Genomic DNA, 25,114 nt, shown 5'->3' with positions numbered 1-25,114 from the left:
ATACAGGAATGTTATAACATTACAAAAACTCCCCACCTCCGGTCTTCGATGAAAGCCTCCCCGATTGCCCTGGCCCTCGCCGCCGCCCTGCTGGCGAGCGGTATCCACGCCGCCGAGCCCACCCCGACCAGCACCGGCGCGCCGGTCGCCGACGACGCCACCGTGGCCGCCGAAGGCAGCGGCGGCCAGCCCCCGCTGCCGGTGCGGGAACTCGGTGAAGTGTCGGTTTCCGCCGCGCTGGACCAGGCGCGCAATGCGCTGTCGCCGGATACCGGCTCCAGCCAGTACGTGATCGACCACAAGGCCATCGTGCAACTGCCGCTGGGCGCGTCCACGCCGATGAACCAGGTGCTGCTGCAGGCGCCGGGCGTGGTGCAGGATTCCTACGGCGGCCTGCACGTGCGCGGCGACCATGCGAACCTGCAGTACCGTATCAACGGCGTGATCATCCCCGAGTCGATCGGCGGCTTCGGCCAGAGCCTCGACGCGCACATGATCGACACCGTGACGCTGCTCGATGGCGCGCTGCCGGCGCAGTACGGACTGCGCACTGCGGCGGTGGTCGATATCACCACCCGCAACGGCCACGACCTGGGCAACGGCGGCAGCGTCGGCATCACCGGCGGCAGCAACGCCACGCTGAACCCGAACGCGTCGGTGTGGGGCAGCAAGGATCGCTGGAGCTGGTTTTTCACCGGCAACTACCTGGAGAGCGACGCCGGGATCGAGAACCCCACGTCGAGCAGGAAGCCGATCCACGACTACACCAATCAAGTGAAGGGCTTCGGCGACCTCAGCTATCTGATCGACAACGACACCCGCCTGAGCTTGCTGTTCGGCGTCGCCAACAACCGCTACCAGATTCCCAACAACCCGGGGCAGATACCGGCCTTCGGCTATCTCGACACGGTCGATTTCAATTCCGCCGACCTCGACCAGCGCCAGCGCGAGACCACCCGTTTCGGCGTGCTGGCACTGCAGGGCAGGCTGGGTGCGACCGGCTACCAGCTTTCGCTGGGCCAGCGTGACAGCCGCCTAGCCTACACGCCGGACCGGATCGGCGAGCTGATGTTCAACGGCGTCGCCTCCAATGTCACCCGCAGCAACCGCGCCAGCACCTTGCAGGCGGATTTCTCCACGCCGCTGGGTGGGCGCCATACCCTGCGCTACGGCATCTGGGGCAGCTTCGAGCGTGCCGTCAGCGGCAACGATGCCTGGGTGTTCCCGGCCGATGCCGATGGCGAACAGGCCGGCACCACGCCGATCAACATCCTCGACGGCAGTCGCCTCGTCGCGAAAACCTGGTCGGCCTACGTGCAGGACGAATGGAGCCTCGCCGAGAACTGGACGCTGAACGTCGGCCTGCGCGGCGACCGCTACCAATTGGTGCGCAGCGAGAGCCAGCTGAGCCCGCGCCTGGGCCTGGTCTGGCAGGCCAGCGGCGGCACCACCGTGCACGCCGGCTACTCGCGCTACTTCACCCCGCCGGCGACCGAGATGATCGCGAGCTTCAACATCGCGAAGTTCGACGGCACCACCAACGCGGTGGCGGACAGCGGCAACAACACGCCGCTGGCCGAGCGTTCGGACTATTTCGACGTGGGCGTCCAGCAACGCCTCGGCGATGCCTGGACGCTGGGCGTGGATGCGTATTACCGCAAGGTGCGGCGCCTGCAGGACGAGGGCCAGTTCGGCTCCGCGCTGGTCTACTCCACCTTCAACTACGCCGAAGGACGGGTGAAGGGCGTGGAGTTCACCGCCAACTACGAGCAGGGGCCGCTGTCGGCATACTTCAATGCGTCGCTCGGCAAGGCCATCGGCAAACGCATCATCAGCAGCCAGTACAACTTCGCGCCGGACGACCTGGCCTGGGTCAACCAGCATTGGATCTTCCTCGACCACGACCAGAAACTCACCTCGTCCGGCGGCGTCAGCTACGCGCTGGATGACGCCACCCGCCTCGGCGCCAGCTACCTGTACGGCAGCGGCCTGCGCAAGGACGGCGCGGTGCCGAACGGCGCCTCGTTGCCGGCATACTTCCAGCTCAACCTCAACGTCACGCATGATTTCATGATCGACGACTTCGGCCCGTTGCATGTGCAGCTGGCGCTGATCAACGCGCTGGATCGCACCTACGAGCTGCGCGACGGCAGCGGCATCGGTGTCGGCGCACCGCAGTTCGGCCCGCGCCGCGGCGTGTACCTGAGCCTGCAGAAGGATTTCTGAGGGGCGGGGAACAGGGAATCGGGAACAGGGAATCGGAACGGCAAAAGCGGAGCCGGGCTGGCGGTTGCAGACCATCCGTTATGCTTGCCGCGTTTTCATCACCGGCAAGACCGATGCCTTCCCGCCTCCCCGAACCCGGCGCCGACGAACGCGCCCATGCCGACCGCCTGATGCAATTGCTGCGCGAGCAGATCGCCTCGCACGGGCCGATGCCGTTCTCGCAGTACATGGAGCGTTGCCTGTATGCGCCGGGGCTGGGCTATTACAGCGCCGGTCGCACCAAGTTCGGCGCGGCGGGAGACTTCGTCACGGCGCCGGAACTGGGTGAGCTGTTCGCACGTTGCGTGGTGAATGCGTTGCAGCCGGTGCTGGCGATGCTGGGCGGGGAGGCCGACTTCCTCGAACTCGGTGGCGGCAGCGGTGCGTTCGCCGAGGCGGCGTTGAAGACGCTGGCAGCGGGCGACACCTTGCCGCGGCGATACTTGATCCTGGAACCCAGCGCCGACCTGCGCGAGCGCCAGCGCGAACGCCTGCAGGCAAACCTGCCGGCGGAACTCAACGCGCGCGTGGCGTGGCTGGATCGCCCGCCCGAGCAGGACTGGCGCGGCGTGCTGTTCGCCAACGAGGTGATCGACGCGCTGCCGGCCACCCGTTTCGCGATGCGCGACGGCGAGGTGTTCGAGGAATACGTGGCGCTGGACGGCGAGGGGCGGCTGATGCGCGTCGATCGTCCGGCCGATGCGCTGGTCGCCGGCGCGGTGCGGCACGTCGAACGCGACCTCGGCGCCGAGTTCGCCGACGGCTACCGCTCCGAACTGCTGCCGCAGTTGCCGTACTGGATACAGGCCGTGGCCGGGGCGCTGGTCGCCGGCGTGATGCTGTTCGTCGATTACGGCTACGTGCGCCGCGAGTACTACCTGGCCGAGCGCGACGACGGCACCTTGATGGCGCACTACCGCCACCACGCGCACAACGATCCGCTGTACCTGCCCGGCTTGAACGACCTCACCGCATCGGTGGATTTCACCGCGCTGGCCGAGGCCGGCAACAGCGCGGGTTTCGGCGTGGCCGCGTACATGCCGCAGGCGCAATTCCTGATTGGCGCGGGCTTGCAGCAGGTGTTCGAGCAGCTGCAGCCGGCGGACGAACGCGGCCGCCTCCAGCTGGCGCAGCAGGTGAAGAAGCTGATGCTGCCCGAACAGATGGGCGAGCGCTTCCAGGCGATGCTGCTCGCGCGCGGCATGGAGGCGCTGCCGCTGCCGGCCGAGCTGCTGGCCGCCGACCAGGGCGGCCGGCTCTGAGCTAGCCCGCGACGGGTCCGGCGGTCGGCGGCGCAACGGTCGTCGACGTGGCCGGTGCCGGCGCCGATGCAGCTGGCGCGGGAACGGACGCGGCCGGCGCCGGCAAGGGCTCCACCTTCGTCGAATCCTCCGGCCGCCGCCGCATCGCGCCGCTGGCGAACTGCTCGCTGGCCACCTGGTAATACGCCACTGCGTCGTCGATCAGCGATTGCCGCAGTGGCTGCACCGGCGTGGCGTCGCCGGTGGCGTAGTCGGGCTTGAGCTGCTCCAGCCGGCGCCGCGGCTCCAGGATGGTGAGCACGTCGTCTTGCAGGTAGCCGAGCTTTTCGTAGGTGCCGGGGAAGGCGTGTTCGCGTTCCGGCGGCAGCGCGAACAGGTCGTGGCCGAAGAAGCGCGTGCGATAGCTGAAATTGAGCATGCCCAGCAGCGTCGGCGGGATGTCCAGCTGGCCCATCAGCCGGTGCACGCGTTCGGGCTTGAAGTGCGCCGGCGCGTAGATCCACAGCGGGATGTGGTAGCGGTTGATCGGCAGGCTGGTCTTGCCCGCGCTGGAGGCGCAGTGGTCGGCGGTGATCACGAACACCGTGTTGTCGAAGTACGGCTTAGCCCGCGCGCGCCTGATGAAGTCGCCGATCGCCCAGTCGGTGTACGCCACCGCGCCGGCGCGCGATTGGTTGGGAAACTTCACCCGGTTGTCGGGGAAGGTGTACGGCCGGTGGTTGGAGGTGGTCATCACGTGCAGGAAGAACGGCTTGCCCTCGGCGTGGATCTGGTCCATCTGGCCCAGCGCCAGGGTGTACAGATCCTCGTCTGCCACGCCCCACACGTTCTGGCCGTGGATGGTGGCGCCCTTGGGGATGTCGCGCCGGTCCACGTCGCGATAGCCGTTGTGGCCGAAGAAGTAGTTCATGTTGTCGAACTGGCCGTAACCGCCGTAGACGAAGTCCGACTGGTAGCCGCGGTCATTGAAGATGCCCGCCAGCGAGAACAGGTCCTCGTTGTCGTGCTCGCGGATCAGCGAGTCGCCCGGTGTCGGCGGCACCGACAAGGCCAGTGCCTCCAGCCCGCGCACCGTGCGCGTGCCGTTGGCGTAGAGGTTGTCGAAGAACACGCTGTGATCGACCAGCGAATCGAGATACGGGGTGAGCTGCTGCTGGTTGCCGAACGTGGCCAGGTAGTCGCCGGACAGGCTCTCCACGCTGATCAGCACCACGTTGAGATGCTTCTCCGGGCCGACGTGGCGGATTGCGCGGGTGAGGTCGCGCGGGTCGTCGCTGATGAAGGTGGCGTCCGGCGTCTGCAGCAGTTCGCGCAGTCGCGCATAGGCCTGGTCGTCGGGCAGCGTGCGGTAGAACTTGGCGTAGTCCAGGTGCGAGGAGCGGAACGCGGCGAAGAACTGGTAGATGCCGTTGCCGGCCAGCTCGTCGACATAGGTGTTGCCAGTGCGATCCTTCATGCCGCCGTTGACGGCGAACACCGAGACCACCGTCAGCACCAGCCACAGCAGCACCAGCTTGCCGCGCTGCCACAGCCGGCTGCCGCTGTCGCGCGCGCGCAGGCCGCGGCGGCCGATGAAGAAAATCACCAGCGCCAGCACCACCAGCAGCGCCAGCCAGCGCCAGATCGGGTAGGATTCCCGGATGTTGCCGATCACCTCGGTGGTGTAGACCAGATAATCCACCGCGATGAAGTTGAAGCGCACGCTGAATTCGTTCCAGAACACCAGTTCGGATGCAGCGATGAACAACAGGGCGTAGACCAGCAGCAGCCCGAAGCCGTACACCACCCACTGGCCGGCGCGCGAGGTGTAGGTGAACCCCGCCAGCGGCAGCACGAACAGGAACGGCAGGATCGCCGGCCAGGTCACCTTGAGGCTGGCGTGGTAGATCAGGTGCAAGGCGCCGACGCACAGCACGCCGGCCAGCGTCACCCCCACCGCGTACAACAGCCAGCGCAGCAGCGGCGACGTGCGGCCCGAGCGGGTCGGCACCAGCCACAGCAGCAGCACCATCGGCCAGGCCAGGTAGATGAAGGTCACCAGGTCGTAGCCCAGCCCCACGCCGAACGCGTAAAGCAGGTTCAGCGGGGTATGCGGCACGTTGCTGCCGGACATCACCAGCAGCACCACGCGGGTGACGAAGCTGATCGCCAGGTAGGTGATGCCCAACCACCACAGCGGTCGGAAGCGCTGGCGCAGCGGTGAGGGCGCGGTGAACAGGTCGGACACGGACGACTCCAGCGGGTTGGCCGATCCCCCGATCGGCAATCCGCTCTTTATACCGCGGATCAGCTTTTCGGATGCTTTGTCTTCACCGCGGCGATCGCGTCGATGCGTGCCGCCGCCATCGCCTGCCCGATCGCCGGGCCGGTCAGGCCGGCGGCGACGAAGCCGGCCGCGTCGATCGCCGCGGCGGCATCGCGGCAGGCGCGCAGGTAGTCGGCCTGCGGATACGCGTCCAGCGCATGTCCCGTGCGACCGCGCTTGTCCGCCATGCAGGCAGCCAGGAACTTGTCCAGCCGTGTCGGGCGCCGCAGGGCGTCGAGCGCGGTCAGCAACTTCAACACCGTCGCGGGCTTCAGCTCGAACGCCCGGTGGGCGTTCAGGTGCTCGCGGCAAACCAGCTCGGCCAGCGCGGCATGTTCGGTGGGTACCTTCAGTCGTGCGGCCAGCGCGCGCAGCGGCTTCACGCCGTGCTGCTCGTGGCCGATGTGGCGCGGCAGTTCGTGCGCCGGGGTCAGCGCCTTGCCCAGGTCATGAGTCAGCGCGCAGAAGGCGACCAGGTCGTCGCCCGGCGCCAGTTGTGCCGACTGGTCCAGCACCAGTTCCAGGTGAACGCCGCTGTCGATCTCCGGGTGGAACTCGGCGCGCTGCGGCACGCCGTACAGCGCGTCGACCTCGGGAAACAGCACCGCCAGTGCGCCGCACTCGCGCAGCACGCGCAGGAACGCCGAGGGCTGCGCCTCGCCCAGTGCCTTGCGCGTCTCCGCCCAGACCCGCTCCGGCACCAGGTGATCGATCTCGCCATCGCGCACCATCTGCTGCATCAGCGTCATCGTCTCCGGCGCCACCGTGAAACCCAGCGGGGCGAAGCGCGCCGCGAAGCGTGCCGTGCGCAACACGCGCACCGGATCTTCGGCGAAGGCCGGCGACACATGCCGCAGCACCCGTACGGCGATGTCGCGCACGCCGCCGAACGGATCGGTCAGCACGCCTTGCGCATCCTCGGCGATCGCGTTGATGGTCAGGTCGCGCCGCGCCAGATCCTGCTCCAGCGTCACGTTCGCGTCGGCCTGGAACACGAAACCGTGATAGCCGCGCCCGCTCTTGCGCTCGGTGCGCGCCAGCGCGTACTCCTCGCCCGTCTCCGGGTGCAGGAACACCGGGAAATCCCTGCCCACCGGTCGATAGCCGCGCGCCAGCAGGTCCTCGGGCAGCGCGCCGACCACCACGTAGTCGCGGTCACCCGCCGCCCGCCCCAGCAACTTGTCGCGCACCGCGCCGCCGACCAGATAGGTTTGCATGCGGGCATGATGCCATGCGGAAAGCGTTACGCCGTGCGTTGACCGTCGCAGACGAGGGGTGGAACATGCGCTCGGCGACATGGTACGGACCGTGAGTCCTTCTTGTCCGCGCTTGACCGCGCCACCGCCATGAATGGCCGCAACAAGGGGGCATCATGCTGGGCAGCTTCATTTCCTCCCGTCATTACGCCGAACTGCTCGCCCGAGGTCGTCAAGCCGGGCCGCGCATGCTCGAGCTCGATCCCGCGCAACTGGCACGGCACTACAATCGGCAGCCGTTTGTGTTCGCCCATGCCTTGGCCGGCAACGAATACTTCGCGCTGCCTCACCTGTTCGACCTGTGCCGGCGCATGGATTCCCGGAAGATCCGCTACCGGATCGGCGAGATTCCCGACGACGCACACTTCGACAGTTCGTTCGATCGGTACAAGGCGGGCCTGAGTCTCGAAGACGCGATCGATCGATTCGAAGAAGAGCGTGCCTACGTCGTCATCTACAACCCCGAGCTGGACCCGGAATACCGGGTGGTCATCGAAGGCGTGCTGGCCGAAATCGCCGCGGACACCGCGTCCCTCGATCCGGAAATGACCTGGTATTCGACCTACATCTTCATTTCCACGCGCGACGCCGTCACGCCCTATCACATGGACCGGGAGATGAACTTCCTGTGCCAGATCCGCGGTACCAAGCGCGTGCAGCTGTGGAATCCGGCCGACGAGGAGGTGATGACCGACGCGCAGAAGGATCTGCTGCTCGCCCACGTCGGCGAGCGACCGACGTTCCGGGATGCGCTCGAGAACAAGGCGAGCACGTTCGACCTCGGCCCGGGCATGGGCGTGCATCATCCGTTCATCGCCCCGCACCGCGTGTACACCGGACGGGACCTGTCGGTGTCCTTGGCCGTCACCTACCGCACGCGTCGTTCGGACGTCTGCACGGCTGCCCACGTCTTCAATGCGAAACTGCGTCGACTTGGCTGGCGACCTCTGCCGGTCGGCCGCTCCCGCGCGCTCGATCGCTGCAAGGCAGCGGGCTTGCGTCTGTTCCGGCGTGGACGCGGCCTGATCCGGGGCAGGGGCGACGGACGGGCGTGAACGCCGCGGCGCTCAGTACGCGAACTCGCGGAACACCGGGTCCACGCTGCCGCCCCACGCGCCGTGGAACAGTTCAAGTTTGCGCTCGGCCGGGGTCTGGTTGGTGGCGACGATCTCGAGCAGCGGTTCCAGGAAGATGCTTTCGTCGGCACCGTTCTTGTTGAGGCAAGCGCGGCGCTTGAGCCCGTGGGCGGCGATCTTCAGCGCCTCCTCGGCGAGGTCACGCACCGTGCCGCCACGGAACGGCAGTTTCAGCGCGTGCTTCGGTACGCCGTCGCGCAGGGCGTGGCGCTCGGCGGTGCTGAAATCCTTGACCAGGTCCCAGGCTGCGTCCAGCGCCTGCTGGTCGTACAGCAGGCCGACCCAGAACGCGGGCAGCGCGCACAGCCGGTTCCACGGGCCGCCGTCGGCGCCGCGCATCTCCAGGTACTGCTTCAGGCGCACCTCGGGGAAGGCGGTGGTGAGGTGGTCCGCGAAGTCCTTCATGGTGGCGCGCACGCCCGGCAGCGCGGGCAGTTCGCCGGCCATGAACTTCCTGAAGTCCTGCCCCGCCAGGTCGAGGTACTGGCCGTTCTGCAGGCTGAAGTACATCGGCACGCCGAGGATGTAGTCGACGTAGCGCTCGTAGCCGAAGCCGTCGGCGAAGACGAAGTCGAGCATGCCGGTGCGATCCGCATCGGTATCGGTCCAGATGTGCGAGCGATACGACAGATAGCCGTTTGGACGTCCCTCGGTGAACGGCGAGTCGGCGAACAGCGCGGTGGCGATCGGCTGCAGCGCGAGGCTGGTGCGGAACTTCTTCACCATGTCCGCTTCGGACGAGAAGTCCAGGTTCACCTGCACCGTGCAGGTGCGCGTCATCATGTCCAAGCCGAGCGAGCCGACCTTGGGCATGTACTCGCGCATGATCTTGTAGCGGCCCTTGGGCATCCATGGCATCTCGTCGCGGCGCCACTTCGGCTGGAAGCCCATGCCGAGGAAACCCACGCCCATGCTCTCGGCGACCGAGCGCACGTCCTTCAGGTGCGAGTTCACCTCGGCGCAGGTCTGGTGGATGGTCTCCAGCATGGCGCCGGACAATTCCAGTTGCCCGGCCGGCTCCAGCGTGATGGAGGCACCGTTGCGCGACAGCGCCACCGGGTTCTCGCCTTCGCGGGCGACGTCCCAGCCATAGCGGATGGCCAGGGTCTCCAGCAGCACCTTGATGCCGCGCTCGCCCTCGAAGGTGGGCGGACGCAGCGTGTCGGTGAGGAAACCGAACTTCTCGTGCTCGGTGCCGATGCGCCAGGCCTCGCGTGGCTTCTCGCCAGCCGCCAGGTAATCGGCGAGCTGCTGGCGCCCCGCGATCGGGGTGCTCTTGACGGCGCTGGGTATGGACACGGGGGAAGCCTCGCTGGGAGTGCGCACCATGTTGGGGCTGCGGCGCGAGCACAAAAGGGGGTGACGGAAAATAATTGTACGCGACGGTACAGATGAGCCGGGAATCGGGAATAGGGAATCGGAGGAGCGTCGCCTGGCCGGTATGTTTGTCCGGTGGAAGAATCCGGGGACCGGAAAACAACAGGGCCGGCATGAAGCCGGCCCCGTCGCGACGCTTTTCTATTCCCTATTCCCCATTCCCGATTCCCGGCTCTTTCACCGCTTCATCGAATTGAAGAACTCGTCGTTGGACTTGGTGTTCTTCATCTTGTCGAGCATGAACTCCATCGCGGCCAGCTCGTCCATCGGGTGCAGCAGTTTGCGCAGGATCCAGATCTTGGCCAGCAGGTCCGGGTCGATCAGCAGGTCCTCGCGGCGGGTGCCGGAGCGGTTGATGTCGATGGCCGGGTAGACGCGCTTCTCGGAGATGCGCCGGCTCAGGTGTACTTCCATGTTGCCGGTGCCCTTGAACTCCTCGTAGATCACCTCGTCCATCTTGGAGCCGGTTTCGATCAGCGCGGTGGCGATGATGGTCAGCGAACCGCCTTCCTCGACGTTGCGCGCGGCGCCGAAGAATCGCTTCGGGCGCTGCAGCGCGTTGGCGTCCACGCCGCCGGTGAGCACCTTGCCGGAGCTGGGCACCACGGTGTTGTAGGCGCGGGCGAGGCGGGTGATCGAGTCGAGCAGGATCACCACATCCTTCTTGTGCTCGACCAGGCGCTTGGCGCGCTCGATCACCATCTCGGCGACCTGCACGTGGCGCACGGCCGGCTCGTCGAAGGTGGAGCTGATGACTTCGGCGCGCACGGTGCGGGCGATCTCGGTGACTTCCTCCGGCCGTTCGTCGACCAGCAGGATCATCACGTGCGCTTCGGGATGGTTGTAGGTGATCGCCTGAGCGACGTTCTGCAACATCATCGTCTTGCCGGACTTGGGCTGCGACACGATCAGGCCGCGCTGGCCCTTGCCGATCGGCGCGATCAGGTCGAGGATGCGGCCGGTGATGTCCTCGCTCGACCCGTTGCCGCGCTCCAGCTTGAACGCCTTGCGCGGGAACAGCGGGGTGAGGTTCTCGAACAGCATCTTGTTCTTCGATGCTTCCGGCGGGTCGCCGTTGATCGTCTCCACCCGCAGCATGGCGAAGTAGCGCTCGCCTTCCTTCGGATGCCGTACGCGGCCGGTGATGTAGTCGCCGGTGCGCAGGTTGAAGCGACGGATCTGGCTGGGGCTGACGTAGATGTCGTCGGGGCCGGCCAGGTAGCTCTCGTCGGCCGAGCGCATGAAGCCGAAGCCGTCCTGCAGGATTTCCAGCACGCCCTCGGCCCAGATGCCGCCGCCGGAGCGGGCGTGCGCCTTGAGCACGTTGAAGATCACGTCCTGCTTGCGCGCGCGGGCAATGCCTTCGTGCAGGCCCAGCGATTCGGCGAACTCCAGCAGCTGCGGCGCCTTCATGCGCTTGAGCTCGGTGAGGTTGATCAGGCGGGTGTCGCTGCCCGGATCGGCGTTGTCGTCGTCCATCGGCAGGCCGTTCGGGTTCGGGCGCGGGTGGCGCTCGCCCTGCGGCCGCTGCTGGTTGTTGCGCTCGCCGCGCTCGTTGCGGCGGCGCCGGCCGCGACCGTCGCGACCTTCACGGGGGCCGTTCTGGCCCTGGTTGGAACCCTGGCCCTGGTTCTGGTTCTGGCCCTGGTTCTGGTTGGCATGGGGGTTGGCGGCGCCGGATTCCGTGTTCACCGGGGTGTTGTTGCCCGTTGCGGCCCCGGCTTCCGTGGCGGCCGGGACGGGTGCCGGAGTTGGAGCCGGTGCGGCGGGCGCAGGCTGTTCGCTGGCGGGCGCCTTGTCGGCTGCGCCTGCCTTGGCGCTGGTGCCGCCGTCGTCGGTGGTCGCGGCGGATTTCGCGGCGACCCGGCGCGGGGCTCGGGCGCGGGGCTCGGGCTTGCCTTCGGTCACGGTGCTGGCATCGGCGCCCCGGGTTTCGGGCGGAGTCTGGTTATCGGTATCGGACACGGGCAATCCTCGCGGGGCGCCGTTGAGTTGCAGGAGGGAGGGTGTGCGTCGCGCGGAGGCGCAAGGGGACAGGACTGTCCCGACGGACGCAGATCAATCTAGCACCCGTCGTGGGGCGGCGTAAAGCGGCGCAGGCCTGCCGGACCATGCCGGACAGGCTGCGACGGACGGGTGGCTTGCGGGAAAGTCAGATGGCCTTGTCGATCATCTGGGTCAGCTGGCCCTTGCTGACGGCGCCGATCTGGGTCGCCTCGACCTTGCCGTTCTTGAACACCATCAGGGTCGGGATGCCGCGCACGCCATAGGCTCGCGGGGTCTGCTGGTTCTGGTCGATGTTGACCTTGACCACGCGCAGCTTGCCTTCGTACTGCTGGGCCAGCTCGTCCAGCATCGGCGCGATGGCCTTGCACGGGCCGCACCATTCGGCCCAGAAATCCAGCAGCACGGGGGTTTCGGATTTGAGCACCTGCTGTTCGAAGGCGTCGTCGTTCACATGGGTAATCAGGTCGCTCACCGGGGATCTCCGTGGCTGGGGGTACGCAAAAACTGCAGGCAGGGAACAATGGGGTGGCCAGCGCCACAATACAAGGAGTGGCGTCATCGGCTACACTCGGGCGCCCATGAAGCATGGGTTGAGCTGAGAGGGAGGCGGGCCGGCACGGCCAGCGTCCATTCCAGCGCAACCCCGGGCACGATTCAAGAGCGGCCCTTGCAGGCCGCTTTCGGGCCGCCGTCAAAACCGGCGTCGCACGCCGCGGCGCGACCTTGCCGACCCCCGGGATTGCACGCTTCACTGCGCCACGCGCACCCGTCCTGCACCGTTTCGCGCCGGTTTTCGGCCGCCAAAGCGGGTGCAGCGCATTACGCCGCCCCAAGGCAAGGTTCCCAGTTACCCATATGTCACAAACCGTACTCACCGATACCTTTTTCACCAACTTCGATCTTCATCCGCTGCTGCAGCAGGGCCTCGACGACAGCGGTTTCACCCGCTGCACGCCGATCCAGGAAATGACCCTGGCGCCGGCGCTGGCCGGCCGCGACGTCGCCGGCCAGGCGCAGACCGGTACCGGCAAGACCTGTGCCTTCCTGGTCGCGCTGATGAATCGGCTGCTCACCACGCCGGCCGTGGCCGAGCGCAAGGATTCGGACCCGCGCGCGCTGATCATCGCGCCGACCCGCGAGCTGGCCATCCAGATCGACAAGGATGCCCAGGCGATCGGCCGCCACACCGGCCTGAAAACCGCGCTGATCTACGGCGGCGTCGACTACGACAAGCAGCGCCAGCAGCTGAAGGACGGCTGCGACATCATCATCGCCACGCCGGGCCGCATGCTCGACTACCACAAGCAGGGCGTGTTCAGCCTCAACAGCGTCGAGGTGGTGGTGATCGACGAGGCCGACCGCATGTTCGACCTCGGCTTCATCAAGGACGTGCGCTTCATCTTCCGCCGGCTGCCGCCGCGCGAGCAGCGCCAGGTGCTGCTGTTCTCCGCCACCCTGAGCCATCGCGTGCTGGAGCTGGCCTACGAGCACATGCACGAGGCCGAGAAGCTGGTGGTCGAGAGCGACCACGTCACCGCCGACAAGGTGCGCCAGGTGGTCTACTTCCCGGCCAAGGAAGAGAAGATGCCGCTGCTGCTGAACCTGATCGACCAGCACAAGCCCACGCGCAGCATCATCTTCGTCAATACCAAGGCCGCCGCCGAGCGCGTCACCGAGCGCGTCAAGCGCCACGGCTGCCGCGTTGGCGCGATCTCCGGCGACGTGCCGCAGCTGAAGCGGCAGAAGCTGCTGCAGCGCTTCCAGGAGGGCCAGCTCGACATCCTGGTGGCCACCGACGTGGCTGCGCGCGGCCTGCACATCCCGCATGTCAGCCACGTGTTCAACTACGACCTGCCGCACGAGGCCGAGGATTACGTGCACCGCATCGGCCGCACCGCGCGGCTGGGCGCCGAGGGCGACGCGATCAGCTTCGCCTGCGACCTGTACGCGATGTCGCTGCCGGACATCGAGGCCTATATCGGCCAGAGCATCCCGGTGGCGTCGATCGACCCTGCCTGGCTGGTGATGCCCAAGCCGCATGCCGTGGACGCGGAGTTCGCCGCGAACGCGGCGGCCGACAGCGCGGCGTTCGGCGACGTGGTCCCGCCGCGGCCGGGCGAGAAGCCGCGCCGTACCGGTGCGGGCGGCCGCGGTGGTCGTGACGGTGAGCGTGGCGCGTCGAGGCCGCGGCGCGAACACAAGCCGGCCGTGGCGGAAGCGCCGGCCGTGGCGGTCGCCGCGGCGGCGCCTGCCGCCGAGGCTGCACCGGCCAGCGACAACACCGAGGGCACGCGCAAGCCGCGTCGCCGTCGCGGCGGACGCAATCGCCGCCGCGACGGCGCGCCGGTGGCCGGCGCCGAGGTGACCACGCCGACGCAGGCAGCGCCTTCGGGCCACCACGGCGGTCGCGGCGAACGCCGTCCGCCGCGCGAGCGCACCGCGGGCGAAGCGTCCGCCGCCGTCCACCACGCCCGCCCGTCGCGCCAGGTGGCGGTGACCTCCGGCAAGGCGGTCGAGCATGCGCGTCCGGACAAGCCCGGCCTGTTCCGCCGACTGACCCGGCTGTTCACCGGCAAGTAGCCGCGCACGCTCCGCGCAGACGACACGCATTCGGCGATGCCGGCAGCCGCACCTGGTTGCTTCGCTTCCCTTATCCTTGGGGTCGGCATGACCACATCCAGGTGCGGGGAGCGGCGGTGATCCAGTTCGATCAAGTCAGCAAACGCTACGAAGGCGGCCACGAGGCGCTGTCGCAGCTGTCCTTCGAGGTGCCCGACGGCGAGATGGCGTTCGTCACCGGCCACTCCGGCGCCGGCAAGAGCACCTTGCTCAAGCTGCTCGGGTTGATCGAACGCCCGTCGCACGGTTCGATCAGCATGGACGGCAAGAAGCTGTCGAAGATCCGCGCCAGCGGCGTGCCGAAGTGGCGCCGGCGGGTCGGCATGGTGTTCCAGGACCATCGGCTGCTGATGGATCGCACGGTGTTCGCCAACGTGGAGTTGCCGCTGGTGATCGGTGCGGTGGCGCGCGCCGAGCGCGCCCGCCGCGTTCGTGCGGCGCTGGAGAAGGTCGGCCTGCTCGCCTACGAACGGCAACTGCCGGCCACGCTGTCTGCCGGCGAGCAGCAGCGCGTGGGCATCGCCCGCGCGATCGTGGCCCGACCGGCGCTGCTGATCGCCGACGAGCCCACCGGCAATCTCGACCCGCAGCTGGCGCTGGAGATCATGGCGCTGTTTGCCGAGTTCCAGCAGGTCGGCACCACCGTGCTGGTGGCCAGCCACGACCTGCCGCTGATCAAGCGCATGAAGAAACGCGTGATCGTGCTCGATCACGGTCGGCTGGTGGCCGACCTCGCCGCGCAGGAGGTCTTGTGAACAAGGCACCCGAGCAGCGCGCCGCGCCCGCCGACGCACCGGCGCGCAACGAACACAGCCGCGGCCGGCGCTTCGCCAGCTGGCGCGAGCACCACGGCTGGAGCGCCGCGGCGAGCCTGCGCCGTCTCGCCGCGCGCCCGCTGGGCAGCGTGCTGACGATCGCCGTGATGGGCCTGGCGCTGGCCTTGCCGCTGGCGTTCTACCTGCTGCTGGGCAACGTGCAGCGGCTGGGCGATGCGCTGGGCCAGAACCCGGCGATCAGCGTGTTCCTGAAGGCGGACCAGGGCGCGCAGCAGGCGCAACTGCTGGCCAGCGACCTCGGCGCGCGCGCCGAAGTGGCCTCGGTGGCGATCAAGACGCCCCAGCAGGGCATGGACGAGCTGGCGAAGATGCAGGGTTTCTCCGGCGCGCTGCAGGCGCTCGGCGACAACCCGCTGCCCTACGTGCTGCAACTGCAGCCGCGCGACGGCGCCAGCGCCGCGACGCTGGAACAGCTGGTGGCCGACGTGCGCGCGATGCGCAGCGTCGAACTGGTGCAGGACAGCGGCCACTGGCGCCAGCGACTGGAAGCGCTGCTGGGCGTGGGCAATCGCATCGTGCTGATCGTCGCCTCGCTGCTCGCGCTGGCGGCGCTGCTGGTGGTGGGCAACACGGTGCGGGTGGACATCGCCAGTCGCAGCGAGGAGATCGGCGTGCTGCTGCTGGTCGGCGCCGGCAAGGCGTTCGTGCGTCGGCCTTATCTCTATGCGGGGATCTGGTACGGCCTGTTCAGCGGCATCCTCGCCGCCGCGCTGGCGGTGGCGATCGAGCTGGCGCTGGCACGGCCGGTCGCACGACTGAGCGCGGCGTACGATGGCCAGTTGCAGGTGGGCGGGTTGCCGGCCTGGCTGTTGCTGGCCGTGCCCGTGGCGGCCGCGTTGCTGGGCTGGCTCGGCGCGCGCCTGGTCAGCGCCTGGCAACTGCGCACGGTGGCGTGATGGCGCGGCGCGGCGGTGACGTGAATCGCAGCCCGCGGCGCCCTGCTTCGGGCATCATCGACGGATCGGGGTGCGCTCTTCGGCACGGATCGCGGGTCAGTCGGGTGAGTGAGGCATGAGTACAAACATCAGCGGTCGTCTGCTGACCGAGGCACCGCGCGTGCTGGTGGTCGACGGGTCGCGCGTGGTGCGCAAGTTGATCGGGCGTGTGCTGAACGAGGAGCTGCCGGGCGTGGAGGTGGTCGGTTGCGACACCGGCGCCGAGGCGCAGCAGGTGCTCGGCGAGGGCGCCTTCGACTTCGTCACCATCGCGCTGCGCCTGCCGGACATGGACGGGCTGGAACTGGCGAAGTTCGTGCGCGAATCCGGCGCGCAGGCCTACGTGCCGATCGTGGTGGTGTCCGGCGACGTGGACGCGCGCCTGCACCGCCGCTCGCTGGGCGAGCACGTCACCGACTATTTCGACAAGGCGCTGGGTTTCCAGGCACTGGCCGAATTCATCCGCGGCTACGTCAGCCCGCAGGTCAGCGCCGAGGGCAGCGTGTTGTACGTGGAAGACAGCCGGGTGGTGGCGCTGGCCACCCGCCGCATGCTGGAGAAGATCGGCCTGACCGTGCGCCACGTGGTCAGCGTGGAGGATGCGATCGCCCTGCTGGAAACCGACCGCGCGCTGGGCTGGATCGGCGCCGACGTGGTGCTGACCGATGTCAGCCTGAAGGGCGAGCTGACCGGCGGCGACTTGCTCGAACACATCCGCACCGTGTTCGGCTACGGCAAGGGCCGCCTGCCGGTGCTGGTGATGACCGGCGACGAGAACCCGGCCAACCAGACCGCGCTGATCCGCGCCGGCGCCAACGACCTGGTCGAGAAACCGGTCGAGGAAAAATTGCTGATCACCAAGTTGCTGTTCCAGCTGCGCGTGGCGCGCCACCTGCGCGAGCGCGAGCGGGCCGACAAGGACGCATGAGCGGGCATCCGGTCAGGCTGGAGCCGTCCTGGAAGGCGCGCATCGGCGATTACCTGCAGCGGCCGGACATGCAGGCGCTGGCTGCCTTCCTGCGCGAGGAGAAAGAGGCCGGCAAGCGCATCTATCCGCCCGGGCCGGAGATCTTCGCCGCGTTCGCGCACACCCCGTTCGACGCCGTGCGCGTGGTGATCCTGGGCCAGGACCCGTACCACGGCCCCGGCCAGGCGCACGGCTTGTGCTTCTCGGTGCGCCCCGGCGTGCGGGTGCCGCCGTCGCTGGAAAACATCTTCAAGGAAATCCAGCGCGATCTCGGCATTGCGCGCCCTGACCACGGCTGCCTCACGCCGTGGGCCGACCGCGGCGTGTTGCTGCTCAACAGCGTGCTGACGGTGGAAGAGGGCCGCGCCGGCGCGCACGCCAATCGCGGCTGGGAAGGCTTCACCGATGCGGCAATCGACGCCTTGAACCGCGAGCGCGAAGGGATCGTGTTCCTGCTGTGGGGCAGCTACGCCCAGCGCAAGGGGCAGCTGATCGACGCCCGCAGGCATTGCGTGCTGAAGAGCGTGCATCCGTCGCCGCTGTCGGCGCATCGTGGCTTCCTCGGCTGCGGCCATTTCTCCGCAGCCAACCGCTATCTGGAAAGCCGCGGTCAAGCACCCATCGACTGGTCGCTGCCGCCGCGGGCTTCGTTTCCCGCCGGTTGAGATGCAGACGGTCGGTGCTGTCGACCGACCAGCACGGCTCGCACGTGGGCTTTCGCGCGACAGACGGCGTCACCCAATGGATAACCCCGGGCGACGTTGGCCGCGATGCCGGCCGCGAGCATGCAACCGGTGCCGTGCAGGCGGCGGGCAGCCACCCACGGCGCGGCGAAGCGCTGCGTGCCTTCGCCGGTAACCAGCAGATCGACCGCTTCCGGCAGCGCGGCATGGCCGCCCTTCATCAGCACCGCGTGCGGCCCGAGGGCGAGCAGGGCGCGGCCCTGTGCCGCCATGTCCGACTCGCTGCCGGCGCAGGGCGCGTCCAGCAGCGTGGCGGCTTCGGCCAGGTTCGGCGTGAGGCAGTCGACCTGCGGAAGCAGGCGCGCGCGCAGCAGCTCCAGCGCTTCGGCATCGAGCAGCCGGGTGCCCGAACTGGCGTGCAGCACCGGATCGAGCACCACGAACGACGAGCGCCGGCATTGCAGGTGCTCGGCCGCGACCGCGACGATCTCCGCGTTCGCCAGCATGCCGAGCTTGACGGCACGGATATCCATCGCCTCGAACACGGACTCCAGTTGCGCCCGCACCATCGCGGCGGACATCACCTGGATGGCGCGGATGCCGTTGGCGTTCTGCGCGGTGACTGCGGTCACCACGGTGGCGCCGTCGACGCCGAAGGCGGCGAAGGTCTTCAGGTCGGCCTGGATGCCGGCGCCGCCGCAGGAGTCGGAGCCGGCGATCGAGAGCACGCTGACCGGCGGCGGCATGCGTCTGCGCGTCATGATGGCAGGCCGGCAAGAGTCACCAGTGCCAGCTGCCGGTAGCCGCGGGATTGCAGCTGCCGCGCGGCACGCCATGCGCGCAGACCGCTCTGGCAGCACAGCACCACCCGGCGGTCGGTGGGCGGGTGTTCGGCAGTGAACGCGGCGAGGCGTTCCGGAGTGAAGCGCAAGGCGTTCGCCAACGGCGAGGTCGGCGCTTCGTCAAGACCGCGCAGATCGATCACGACGTCGCGGGGCGTGACCTCGTCGACGTCGATGAAGCGCAGCACCTCGCCTGCGGGTTCGCCGGCGTGGTGGAAGTCGAAGCCGCCGAACGCCAGTCGGCCGGCGTCGAAACTCGTCAGTCGACCCAGCGGCGACGGCTCGATGCCCAGCAGCCACTGCAGCACGAATTGCGCCTGCAGGCTGCCAAGCAGGCCGACGACGCTGCCGAGCACGCCGGCGCTGCTGCAACTGGGCGCGCGTGCGGGCATCTCGGAAAATACCGCGCGGTAGCTGGGCGCGCCGGCACAGAAGCCGCCGACGTAGCCGGCCAGGCCGACCGCCGACGCGCTGATCAGCGGCGTGTGCTGTTGCAGGCAGGCGTCGCTCAAGACGTAAGTGGCGGCGAGGCTGTCCGCGGCATCGACGACGATGTCGGCCGTGGCGACCAGCGCCGCTGCGTTGCCTGGTGTCAGCCGCTGCGGCCGTGCTTCCACGGCGATGGTCGGATTCAGGCGCAGCAGGGCCGCGTGCGCCGCTTCCACCTTGCGAGCGCCGATGTCGGCCATCGTGTAGAGCGGTTGCCGGTGCAGGTTGCTCTCTTCGACGCGGTCAGGGTCGACGACGATCAGCCGGCCGATGCCGGCGGCGGCCAGGTAGTGCAACACGGGACAGCCGAGACCGCCGGCGCCGATCACCAGCACCCGCGCGGCCGCGAGTCGGGCCTGGCCGGTCGGGCCGACGTCGGGCAGGGCGATCTGACGCGCGTAGCGATCGGTCATGCGCGCGCACCGGCGAAATCGACCCAGTCCGTGACGCGGAGGGTCGGGTCCGGATGCCGGGTCACGTCGCTGACCATGGCGACGCTGTCCGCGCCGGCATCGAAACAGCCGGCGGCGCGTTCCAGCGTGATGCCGCCGATCGCCACCAGTGGCCGCGCGCCGATCCGCCGCTTCCACTCGCCAATGCGCGGCAAACCCTGCGGCGCCCACGGCATCGCCTTGAGCGTGGTCGGATAGATCGGGCCCAGCGCGACGTAGTCCGGGGCGAGAGCCAGCGCCCGCTCCAGCTCGGCGTGATCGTGCGTGCTGATGCCGAGCTTCACGCCGCGCGCGCGGATCGCCGGCAGGTCCGCCGCGAGCAGATCCTGCTGGCCGAGGTGGATGAAGTCGGCGCCTTCGTCCAGCGCGATCTGCCAATGGTCGTTGACCACCAGTTGCACGTGTCGCGCGCGGCAGATCGCCAGCGCCGCGCGCACTTCACGACGGATCAGCTCCGGCGGCTGTTCCTTGATGCGCAACTGCAGCAGCCGGACGCCGAGCGGGGCGAGTCGACCCACCCAGTCGGCGCTGTCCACGATCGGGTAGAACGCGGGGAACGCGTTCATGCCAGCCACGCCGTGCCCGCGACCGGCGTCGAGGGCACGGCGAGATCGCGCGGCTCCATCGGTTGCGCCTCGAAGCCGGCGCGGCCCGCCTCGATCGCCCGTGCGAACGCGCCGGCCATCGCCACCGGATCGCCGGCCATGGCCACCGCGGTGTTCAGCAGCACGCCGTCGACGCCCAGCTCCATCGCCTGCACCGCGTGCGACGGGCGGCCGATGCCGGCGTCCACGATCAGCGGCACGTCGGGGAAGTGCGCGCGCAGCGCACGCAGGCCGAACCCATTGTTGAGGCCGCGGCCGCTGCCGATCGGCGCACCCCACGGCATCAGCACGCGGCAGCCGGCCTGCAGCAGGCGATCAGCCACCACCAGGTCTTCGGTGGTGTACGGAAACACCTCGAAGCCGTCGGCGGCCAGTTCGGCCGCGGCCTCGACCAGGCCGAACACGTCGGGCTGCAGCGTGTCGGCATCGCCGATCACTTCCAGCTTGATCCATGCGGTGTGGAAGATGTCGCGCGCCATCTTCGCGGTGGTCACCGCCTCCTTCGCCGAGTGGCAGCCGGCGGTGTTCGGCAGCACGCGCACGCCGAGGCCGCGGATCAGCGACCAGAAGTCCTGGCCGCTGCGCTGCGTGCCGGCTTCGCGACGCAGCGAGACGGTGACCACCTCGGTACCCGAGGCGCGCACCGCGTCGGCGAGGATCGCCGGCGAGGGGTAGCGTGCGCTGCCCAGCAACAGGCGCGATGCCAGTTCGACGTCGTAGAGCTTCATCGCTCAGCCGCCCTGCATCGGGGCGAGGATTTCCAGCGCATCGCCATCGGCAAGAAGCAACTCTTCGCGTGCGTCTGCCGGCACGAACACGCCGTTCACGGCGGTGGCGACGGCGGCCTGCCGATAGCCGAGCACTTCGAGCGCCTGTGCCAGGCGGGCCACCTGCAGGTCGTGGCTGACGCCATTCACGCGGATATGCATGCGGGAGTTTCCGTGGTGTGGGGGAAAATCAGCCGTGCGGCCTGTTGCGCCATGGCGGGCGCCAGCAGGAAGCCATGGCGGTAGAGTCCGTTGAGGTACACGGTGCGGCCGCGCCTGAGCACGCGCGGCAGGTTGTCGGGGAAGGCCGGGCGCACGCCCACGCCCAGTTCCAGGATCTCGGCCTCGGCGAACGCCGGGTGCAGCGCATAGGCGGTGTTGAGCACGTCCATCGCCGAACGCACCGTCATCGGATCATGGCTGCTGCTTTCCAGCAGCGTGCCGCCAAGCATGAATACGCCGTCGCCGCGCGGCACCACATACAACCCGAAACGCGGATGCAACAGGCGCACCGGGCGCGACAACTGGATGTCAGGCGAGCGCACGACGATCATTTCGCCGCGCACGCCGCGCAGATCTTCCAGCGTGTCGCGCGCCGCAAGGCCGCGGCAATCGACTATCCGGTCCGCATCGATGCGCGCGGCATCGGCGTCCACGCCGTAGCGGATCGTCACGCCCGCGGCGGTCAGTTGCGCGGCCAGTGCGGGCAGCGCACGACGCGGATCGAGGTGGGCTTCGTCGGGGAAGAACAGACCCTGGCGGAAACGCCCGGCCAGCTCCGGTTCCAGCGCGCCGATGCGTTCGGCACCGATCGGTTCGAAGCGTTCGGTACGCCGGCCGAACAAGGCCAGCTCGCCGGCGTCGCGGGTGGCCGCGACGACCAACGTGCCGCGCTGCACGGTCCCGTCGAAATGGCGCTGCCACCACGCGACGGCGGGCGCGCCCAGCGTCGCCACCTGCGGTTCGGCGGTGGCCTGCTCGCACCACGGCGCCAGCATGCCGCCGGCGACCCACGCGCAAGCCTCGGCGTGGTCTGGCGCGCGCTCGATGATCTCCACCCGGGCGCCGCGCCCGGCCAGCTCGATCGCCGTGACCAGGCCGGCGACGCCCGCACCGAGAATGCCGATGCGCATGGCCCCTACTCCCCGGTCGGCACGTAGAGCGTGGCGCCGCGCTCGACGAACTCGCGCGACTTGCCGTCCATGCCGGCGCGCAGCGCGGTCTCCTCCATCTCGCGCACCTCGCGGCGCAGGTCCTGGGTGATCTGCATCGAGCAGAATTTCGGCCCGCACATCGAGCAGAAATGCGCGGTCTTGTGCGCCTCCTTCGGCAGGGTGGCGTCGTGGTAGGCGCGCGCCGTGTCGGGATCGAGCGACAGGTTGAACTGGTCCTCCCAGCGGAATTCGAAGCGCGCGCGCGACAGCGCGTCGTCGCGGCGCTGCGCGGCCGGGTGGCCCTTGGCGAGGTCGGCGGCGTGCGCCGCGATCTTGTAGGTGATGACGCCGGTCTTGACGTCGTCGCGATTCGGCAGGCCGAGATGTTCCTTCGGCGTGACGTAGCAGAGCATGGCGGTGCCGAACCAGCCGATCATCGCCGCGCCGATGCCCGAGGTGATGTGGTCGTAGCCCGGTGCGATGTCGGTGGTCAGCGGGCCCAGCGTGTAGAACGGCGCCTCGGCGCAGTGCTCCAACTGCTTGTCCATGTTGAGCTTGATCTTGTGCATCGGCACATGGCCGGGCCCTTCGATCATCACCTGGCAGCCGTGCGCCCACGCGATCTTCGTCAGCTTGCCCAGGGTTTCGAGTTCGGCGAACTGGGCCGCGTCGTTGGCGTCGGCGATCGAGCCGGGGCGCAGGCCGTCGCCCAGCGAGAAGGCGACGTCGTAGCGGCGCATGATCTGGCAGATCTCGGCGAAGTGCTCGTACAGGAAACTCTCGCGGTGGTGGCTGAGGCACCAGCGCGCCATGATCGAGCCGCCGCGCGAGACGATGCCGGTGACCCGCCGTGCGGTCAGCGGCACGTGGTGCAGGCGCACGCCGGCGTGGATGGTGAAATAGTCCACGCCCTGCTCGGCCTGCTCGATCAGGGTGTCGCGGAAGACTTCCCAGCTCAGCCGCGCCGGATCGCCGCCGACTTTTTCCAGCGCCTGGTAGATCGGCACGGTGCCGATCGGCACCGGCGAGTTGCGGATGATCCAAGAGCGGATGTTGTGGATGTTGCGGCCGGTGGACAGATCCATGAGGGTGTCCGCGCCCCAGCGGATCGCCCACACCAGTTTCTCGACCTCCTCGGCCACGCCGGAAGACACCGCCGAATTGCCGATGTTCGCGTTGACCTTCACCAGGAAGTTGCGCCCGATCACCATCGGCTCCAGCTCGCCGTGGTTGATGTTGGCCGGGATGATGGCGCGCCCCGACGCGATTTCGCTGCGCACGAATTCGGGCGTGACAAAGGCGGGCAGGGCTGCGCCGAACGCCTCGCCATCGGCCAGCCGGGCGGCGGCATCTTCATGCATCTGCGCGCGCCCCAGGTTCTCGCGCTGGGCGGCGTAGATCATTTCCTCGGTGATGATGCCGGCGCGGGCGAATTCCAGCTGGGTCACCGGCTGGCCGGCTTCGCCCATGCGCAGCGTACGTTGCGCGGGACACGGCGCCACCAGCCGTTCCGCGCCGACCCCGCCGTTGTCCTCCGGGCGGGCGGCGCGTCCTTCGATGGCCGGAAAGCCGCGCGCCTCGATCCACGCGTCGCGCACCGGCGGCAGGCCCGCGGCGAGATCGATCCGTGCGTCGTCGTCGGTGTAGGGTCCGGACGGATCGTAGACGTGCAGCGCCGGCGTCAGCGGGTCCTTCAGCGCGATCTCGCGCATCGGCACGCGCAGCGACGGATGCCCGGGCGGGCTGACGTAGACCTTGCGCGAGCCGCGGATCGGGCCGGTGGTAACCGTCGAGGGTGCGGTGGCAGCGGCGGGATGGTTCATGGATCTCCTCCTTGGATGGAGATCCGGGGCGTGACGCTGCAACGGCGCACGGACGCGCCGATTGGGGCCGCCCGTGGTGATTCCCGTTCCTACGCCGGCATGACCCGGATCAGGTTCAAGGGTCAGCTCGCGCTATCTCAGCCCCTTGCGGGGCACCCCTCGGAATGCGGCGGAGGATGGCGGCGCGGGTTGGTGGCTGTCAAGCCGGCACGGCCGGATCGCGGACACGGCGCGGAGGGTTTGTGCGGCGGCTGACACGGTGCCATGACACGTTTTGAACGGCGTGCCGGGCAAGCTGGTCTTTACTCCCGGGACGGCTGGACAGTCGTCGCAAATATATGTACCATGCAGTTCATTAAAAGCCCGGAACCAAAGGCCGGGCTTAGCACTCCAATCACCCGAGTGCTAAACTTCGACGTCTTGCAGGAGGTTCCACCCATGTCCCAAGCCCTGGTGACCGCCAACTTCCCCTTGCCCAGCGTGGTTGGCAGCCTGGATGCCTACATTTCCGCAGTGCATCGCATCCCGGTGCTCAGCGTGGAAGAGGAACAGGCGCTGTCGCGTGATTATCTGCAGCAGGACAACCTGGACGCGGCCAAGAAGCTGGTGATGTCGCACCTGCGTTTCGTGGTGCACGTGGCGCGCGGCTACTCCGGCTACGGCCTGCAGCTTGCCGACCTGATCCAGGAAGGCAACATCGGCCTGATGAAGGCGGTCAAGCGTTTCGACCCGGACATGGGCGTGCGCCTGGTCAGCTTCGCGGTGCACTGGATTCGCGCCGAGATGCACGAGTTCATCCTGAAGAACTGGCGCATCGTGAAGGTCGCCACCACCAAGGCGCAGCGCAAGCTGTTCTTCAACCTGCGCAAGAGCAAGAAGCGCCTGGGCTGGATGAACGCCGCCGAGGTGAGCACGGTGGCGAAGGATCTCGGCGTGCCCGAGGCGACCGTGCGCGAGATGGAGTCGCGGCTGTCCGGTCGGGACGTGGGTTTCGAGGCGCCGGTGGATGCCGACGACGACGCCAAGCCGGCACCCGCCGCGTTCCTGATCGACCACGGCGCCGACCCATACGAGAACGTGGCCGACGAAGACCAGGCCGACAGCCAGTTGCAGACGCTGACCGATGCGCTGGGCCACTTGGACGCCCGCTCGCGCGACATCATCCAGCGTCGCTGGCTGGACGACGAGAACAAGGCCACGCTGCAGGATCTGGCCGACGAGTACGGCGTCTCGGCCGAGCGCATCCGCCAGGTCGAAGCCAACGCGATGAAGAAGATGCGCGCGTTGTTCGCGATGTAATGTCCCTCACAAGAGCCCGCACATCCATGTGCGGA

The 25,114-nt window shown here is 68.5% G+C and carries 21 protein-coding genes and 1 riboswitch; of the genes, 9 read left to right on the top strand and 12 right to left on the bottom strand.

The window, feature by feature from the left end; translation table 11 throughout:
* Positions 1 to 48 precede the first annotated feature (48 nt).
* Positions 49 to 2,226 (top strand): TonB-dependent receptor, encoded by a 2,178-nt coding sequence (locus tag ACVCL3_RS09830; protein ID WP_447101136.1) that lies wholly within the window; start codon positions 49 to 51, stop codon positions 2,224 to 2,226.
* Positions 2,227 to 2,339: 113 nt separating this feature from the next.
* Positions 2,340 to 3,527, top strand: a complete 1,188-nt coding sequence (locus ACVCL3_RS09825) for a class I SAM-dependent methyltransferase (RefSeq protein WP_447097498.1) — start codon at positions 2,340 to 2,342, stop codon at positions 3,525 to 3,527.
* 1 nt (position 3,528) lies between these two features.
* Here ACVCL3_RS09825 and ACVCL3_RS09820 read toward each other — a convergent pair whose 3' ends face one another.
* Entirely contained in the window at positions 3,529 to 5,754 is a 2,226-nt protein-coding gene (locus ACVCL3_RS09820; protein WP_447101135.1) for an LTA synthase family protein, read from the bottom strand.
* Between the two features lie 59 nt (positions 5,755 to 5,813).
* The gene (locus ACVCL3_RS09815; RefSeq protein WP_447101134.1) at positions 5,814 to 7,049 is read right to left on the bottom strand and encodes a multifunctional CCA addition/repair protein; all 1,236 of its coding nucleotides are present in this window, start codon (positions 7,047 to 7,049) and stop codon (positions 5,814 to 5,816) included.
* A gap of 155 nt (positions 7,050 to 7,204) precedes the next feature.
* On the opposite strand from ACVCL3_RS09815, the gene ACVCL3_RS09810 reads away from it, so the two are divergent.
* On the top strand, positions 7,205 to 8,143 hold the full coding sequence (locus ACVCL3_RS09810; RefSeq protein WP_447101133.1) for a cupin-like domain-containing protein: 939 nt from the start codon (positions 7,205 to 7,207) through the stop codon (positions 8,141 to 8,143).
* A 12-nt stretch (positions 8,144 to 8,155) separates the two neighbouring features.
* Here the strand turns inward: ACVCL3_RS09810 and ACVCL3_RS09805 are convergent, their stop codons facing one another.
* The 3 genes from ACVCL3_RS09805 to trxA all read right to left on the bottom strand — a co-directional run bounded on the left by ACVCL3_RS09805 (position 8,156) and on the right by trxA (position 12,080).
* The gene (locus ACVCL3_RS09805; RefSeq protein WP_395121035.1) at positions 8,156 to 9,523 is read right to left on the bottom strand and encodes a glutamate--cysteine ligase; all 1,368 of its coding nucleotides are present in this window, start codon (positions 9,521 to 9,523) and stop codon (positions 8,156 to 8,158) included.
* Between the two features lie 255 nt (positions 9,524 to 9,778).
* A complete protein-coding gene (gene rho, locus ACVCL3_RS09800) occupies positions 9,779 to 11,509 on the bottom strand; it encodes a transcription termination factor Rho (protein WP_447101516.1) in 1,731 nt (576 codons plus the stop codon).
* 244 nt (positions 11,510 to 11,753) lie between these two features.
* Positions 11,754 to 12,080, bottom strand: a complete 327-nt coding sequence (trxA, locus tag ACVCL3_RS09795; RefSeq protein WP_008438536.1) for a thioredoxin TrxA — start codon at positions 12,078 to 12,080, stop codon at positions 11,754 to 11,756.
* 383 nt (positions 12,081 to 12,463) lie between these two features.
* Between trxA and ACVCL3_RS09790 the strand changes: the two genes are divergently transcribed.
* The 5 genes from ACVCL3_RS09790 (at position 12,464) to ung (ending at position 17,630) form a co-directional block, all read left to right on the top strand.
* The gene (locus ACVCL3_RS09790; protein WP_447101132.1) at positions 12,464 to 14,188 is read left to right on the top strand and encodes a DEAD/DEAH box helicase; all 1,725 of its coding nucleotides are present in this window, start codon (positions 12,464 to 12,466) and stop codon (positions 14,186 to 14,188) included.
* A gap of 116 nt (positions 14,189 to 14,304) precedes the next feature.
* Entirely contained in the window at positions 14,305 to 14,982 is a 678-nt protein-coding gene (gene ftsE / locus ACVCL3_RS09785; RefSeq protein WP_136258070.1) for a cell division ATP-binding protein FtsE, read from the top strand.
* Positions 14,979 to 15,959: a permease-like cell division protein FtsX gene (gene ftsX / locus ACVCL3_RS09780; RefSeq protein ID WP_447101131.1), complete on the top strand. Its 981-nt coding sequence runs from the start codon at positions 14,979 to 14,981 to the stop codon at positions 15,957 to 15,959. The genes ftsE and ftsX overlap by 4 nt, the downstream gene beginning before the upstream one ends.
* A gap of 115 nt (positions 15,960 to 16,074) precedes the next feature.
* Positions 16,075 to 16,926 carry a response regulator gene (locus ACVCL3_RS09775; protein WP_395121039.1) on the top strand — a complete coding sequence of 284 codons (852 nt, stop codon included), beginning with the start codon at positions 16,075 to 16,077 and terminating at the stop codon, positions 16,924 to 16,926.
* On the top strand, positions 16,923 to 17,630 hold the full coding sequence (gene ung / locus ACVCL3_RS09770; RefSeq protein WP_395121040.1) for a uracil-DNA glycosylase: 708 nt from the start codon (positions 16,923 to 16,925) through the stop codon (positions 17,628 to 17,630). The genes ACVCL3_RS09775 and ung overlap by 4 nt, the downstream gene beginning before the upstream one ends.
* Here the strand turns inward: ung and thiD are convergent.
* The 7 genes from thiD to thiC are packed head-to-tail and all read right to left on the bottom strand — an operon-like array spanning position 17,576 to position 23,780.
* The gene (gene thiD, locus ACVCL3_RS09765; RefSeq protein WP_447101130.1) at positions 17,576 to 18,409 is read right to left on the bottom strand and encodes a bifunctional hydroxymethylpyrimidine kinase/phosphomethylpyrimidine kinase; all 834 of its coding nucleotides are present in this window, start codon (positions 18,407 to 18,409) and stop codon (positions 17,576 to 17,578) included. The genes ung and thiD overlap by 55 nt on opposite strands.
* On the bottom strand, positions 18,406 to 19,392 hold the full coding sequence (locus ACVCL3_RS09760) for a ThiF family adenylyltransferase (protein ID WP_447097492.1): 987 nt from the start codon (positions 19,390 to 19,392) through the stop codon (positions 18,406 to 18,408). The genes thiD and ACVCL3_RS09760 overlap by 4 nt, the downstream gene beginning before the upstream one ends.
* Positions 19,389 to 19,997: a thiamine phosphate synthase gene (locus ACVCL3_RS09755; protein ID WP_395121043.1), complete on the bottom strand. Its 609-nt coding sequence runs from the start codon at positions 19,995 to 19,997 to the stop codon at positions 19,389 to 19,391. Before ACVCL3_RS09755 ends, ACVCL3_RS09760 begins: the two co-directional genes overlap by 4 nt.
* The gene (locus ACVCL3_RS09750) at positions 19,994 to 20,764 is read right to left on the bottom strand and encodes a thiazole synthase (protein WP_447101129.1); all 771 of its coding nucleotides are present in this window, start codon (positions 20,762 to 20,764) and stop codon (positions 19,994 to 19,996) included. The genes ACVCL3_RS09755 and ACVCL3_RS09750 overlap by 4 nt, the downstream gene beginning before the upstream one ends.
* Positions 20,765 to 20,767: 3 nt before the next feature.
* Positions 20,768 to 20,965 (bottom strand): sulfur carrier protein ThiS, encoded by a 198-nt coding sequence (gene thiS / locus ACVCL3_RS09745; RefSeq protein WP_447101128.1) that lies wholly within the window; start codon positions 20,963 to 20,965, stop codon positions 20,768 to 20,770.
* Complete coding sequence (locus tag ACVCL3_RS09740; protein ID WP_447101127.1) at positions 20,950 to 21,936, bottom strand: FAD-dependent oxidoreductase; 987 nt, start codon at positions 21,934 to 21,936, stop codon at positions 20,950 to 20,952. Before ACVCL3_RS09740 ends, thiS begins: the two co-directional genes overlap by 16 nt.
* Positions 21,937 to 21,941: 5 nt before the next feature.
* Positions 21,942 to 23,780: a phosphomethylpyrimidine synthase ThiC gene (thiC, locus tag ACVCL3_RS09735; protein ID WP_447101126.1), complete on the bottom strand. Its 1,839-nt coding sequence runs from the start codon at positions 23,778 to 23,780 to the stop codon at positions 21,942 to 21,944.
* A gap of 69 nt (positions 23,781 to 23,849) precedes the next feature.
* A riboswitch (TPP riboswitch) is annotated at positions 23,850 to 23,950 on the bottom strand.
* A 268-nt stretch (positions 23,951 to 24,218) separates the two neighbouring features.
* Between thiC and rpoH the strand changes: the two genes are divergently transcribed.
* Positions 24,219 to 25,079, top strand: a complete 861-nt coding sequence (gene rpoH / locus ACVCL3_RS09730; RefSeq protein ID WP_447097487.1) for an RNA polymerase sigma factor RpoH — start codon at positions 24,219 to 24,221, stop codon at positions 25,077 to 25,079.
* Positions 25,080 to 25,114 lie beyond the last annotated feature (35 nt).

Source organism: Rhodanobacter sp. UC4437_H4 (assembly GCF_052978425.1).
This window is presented reverse-complemented; position numbering and strand designations above follow the sequence as displayed.

Coding starts and splice junctions, on each gene's coding strand:
- ACVCL3_RS09830 (WP_447101136.1), top strand. CDS start 49: ATGAAAGCCTCCCCGATTGCCCTGGCCCTCGCCGCCGCCCTGCTGGCG.
- ACVCL3_RS09825 (WP_447097498.1), top strand. CDS start 2,340: ATGCCTTCCCGCCTCCCCGAACCCGGCGCCGACGAACGCGCCCATGCC.
- ACVCL3_RS09815 (WP_447101134.1), bottom strand. CDS start 7,049: ATGCAAACCTATCTGGTCGGCGGCGCGGTGCGCGACAAGTTGCTGGGG.
- ACVCL3_RS09810 (WP_447101133.1), top strand. CDS start 7,205: ATGCTGGGCAGCTTCATTTCCTCCCGTCATTACGCCGAACTGCTCGCC.
- ACVCL3_RS09790 (WP_447101132.1), top strand. CDS start 12,464: ATGTCACAAACCGTACTCACCGATACCTTTTTCACCAACTTCGATCTT.
- ACVCL3_RS09775 (WP_395121039.1), top strand. CDS start 16,075: ATGAGTACAAACATCAGCGGTCGTCTGCTGACCGAGGCACCGCGCGTG.
- ung (WP_395121040.1), top strand. CDS start 16,923: ATGAGCGGGCATCCGGTCAGGCTGGAGCCGTCCTGGAAGGCGCGCATC.
- thiD (WP_447101130.1), bottom strand. CDS start 18,409: ATGACGCGCAGACGCATGCCGCCGCCGGTCAGCGTGCTCTCGATCGCC.
- ACVCL3_RS09760 (WP_447097492.1), bottom strand. CDS start 19,392: ATGACCGATCGCTACGCGCGTCAGATCGCCCTGCCCGACGTCGGCCCG.
- ACVCL3_RS09755 (WP_395121043.1), bottom strand. CDS start 19,997: ATGAACGCGTTCCCCGCGTTCTACCCGATCGTGGACAGCGCCGACTGG.
- ACVCL3_RS09750 (WP_447101129.1), bottom strand. CDS start 20,764: ATGAAGCTCTACGACGTCGAACTGGCATCGCGCCTGTTGCTGGGCAGC.
- thiS (WP_447101128.1), bottom strand. CDS start 20,965: ATGCATATCCGCGTGAATGGCGTCAGCCACGACCTGCAGGTGGCCCGC.
- ACVCL3_RS09740 (WP_447101127.1), bottom strand. CDS start 21,936: ATGCGCATCGGCATTCTCGGTGCGGGCGTCGCCGGCCTGGTCACGGCG.
- thiC (WP_447101126.1), bottom strand. CDS start 23,780: ATGAACCATCCCGCCGCTGCCACCGCACCCTCGACGGTTACCACCGGC.
- rpoH (WP_447097487.1), top strand. CDS start 24,219: ATGTCCCAAGCCCTGGTGACCGCCAACTTCCCCTTGCCCAGCGTGGTT.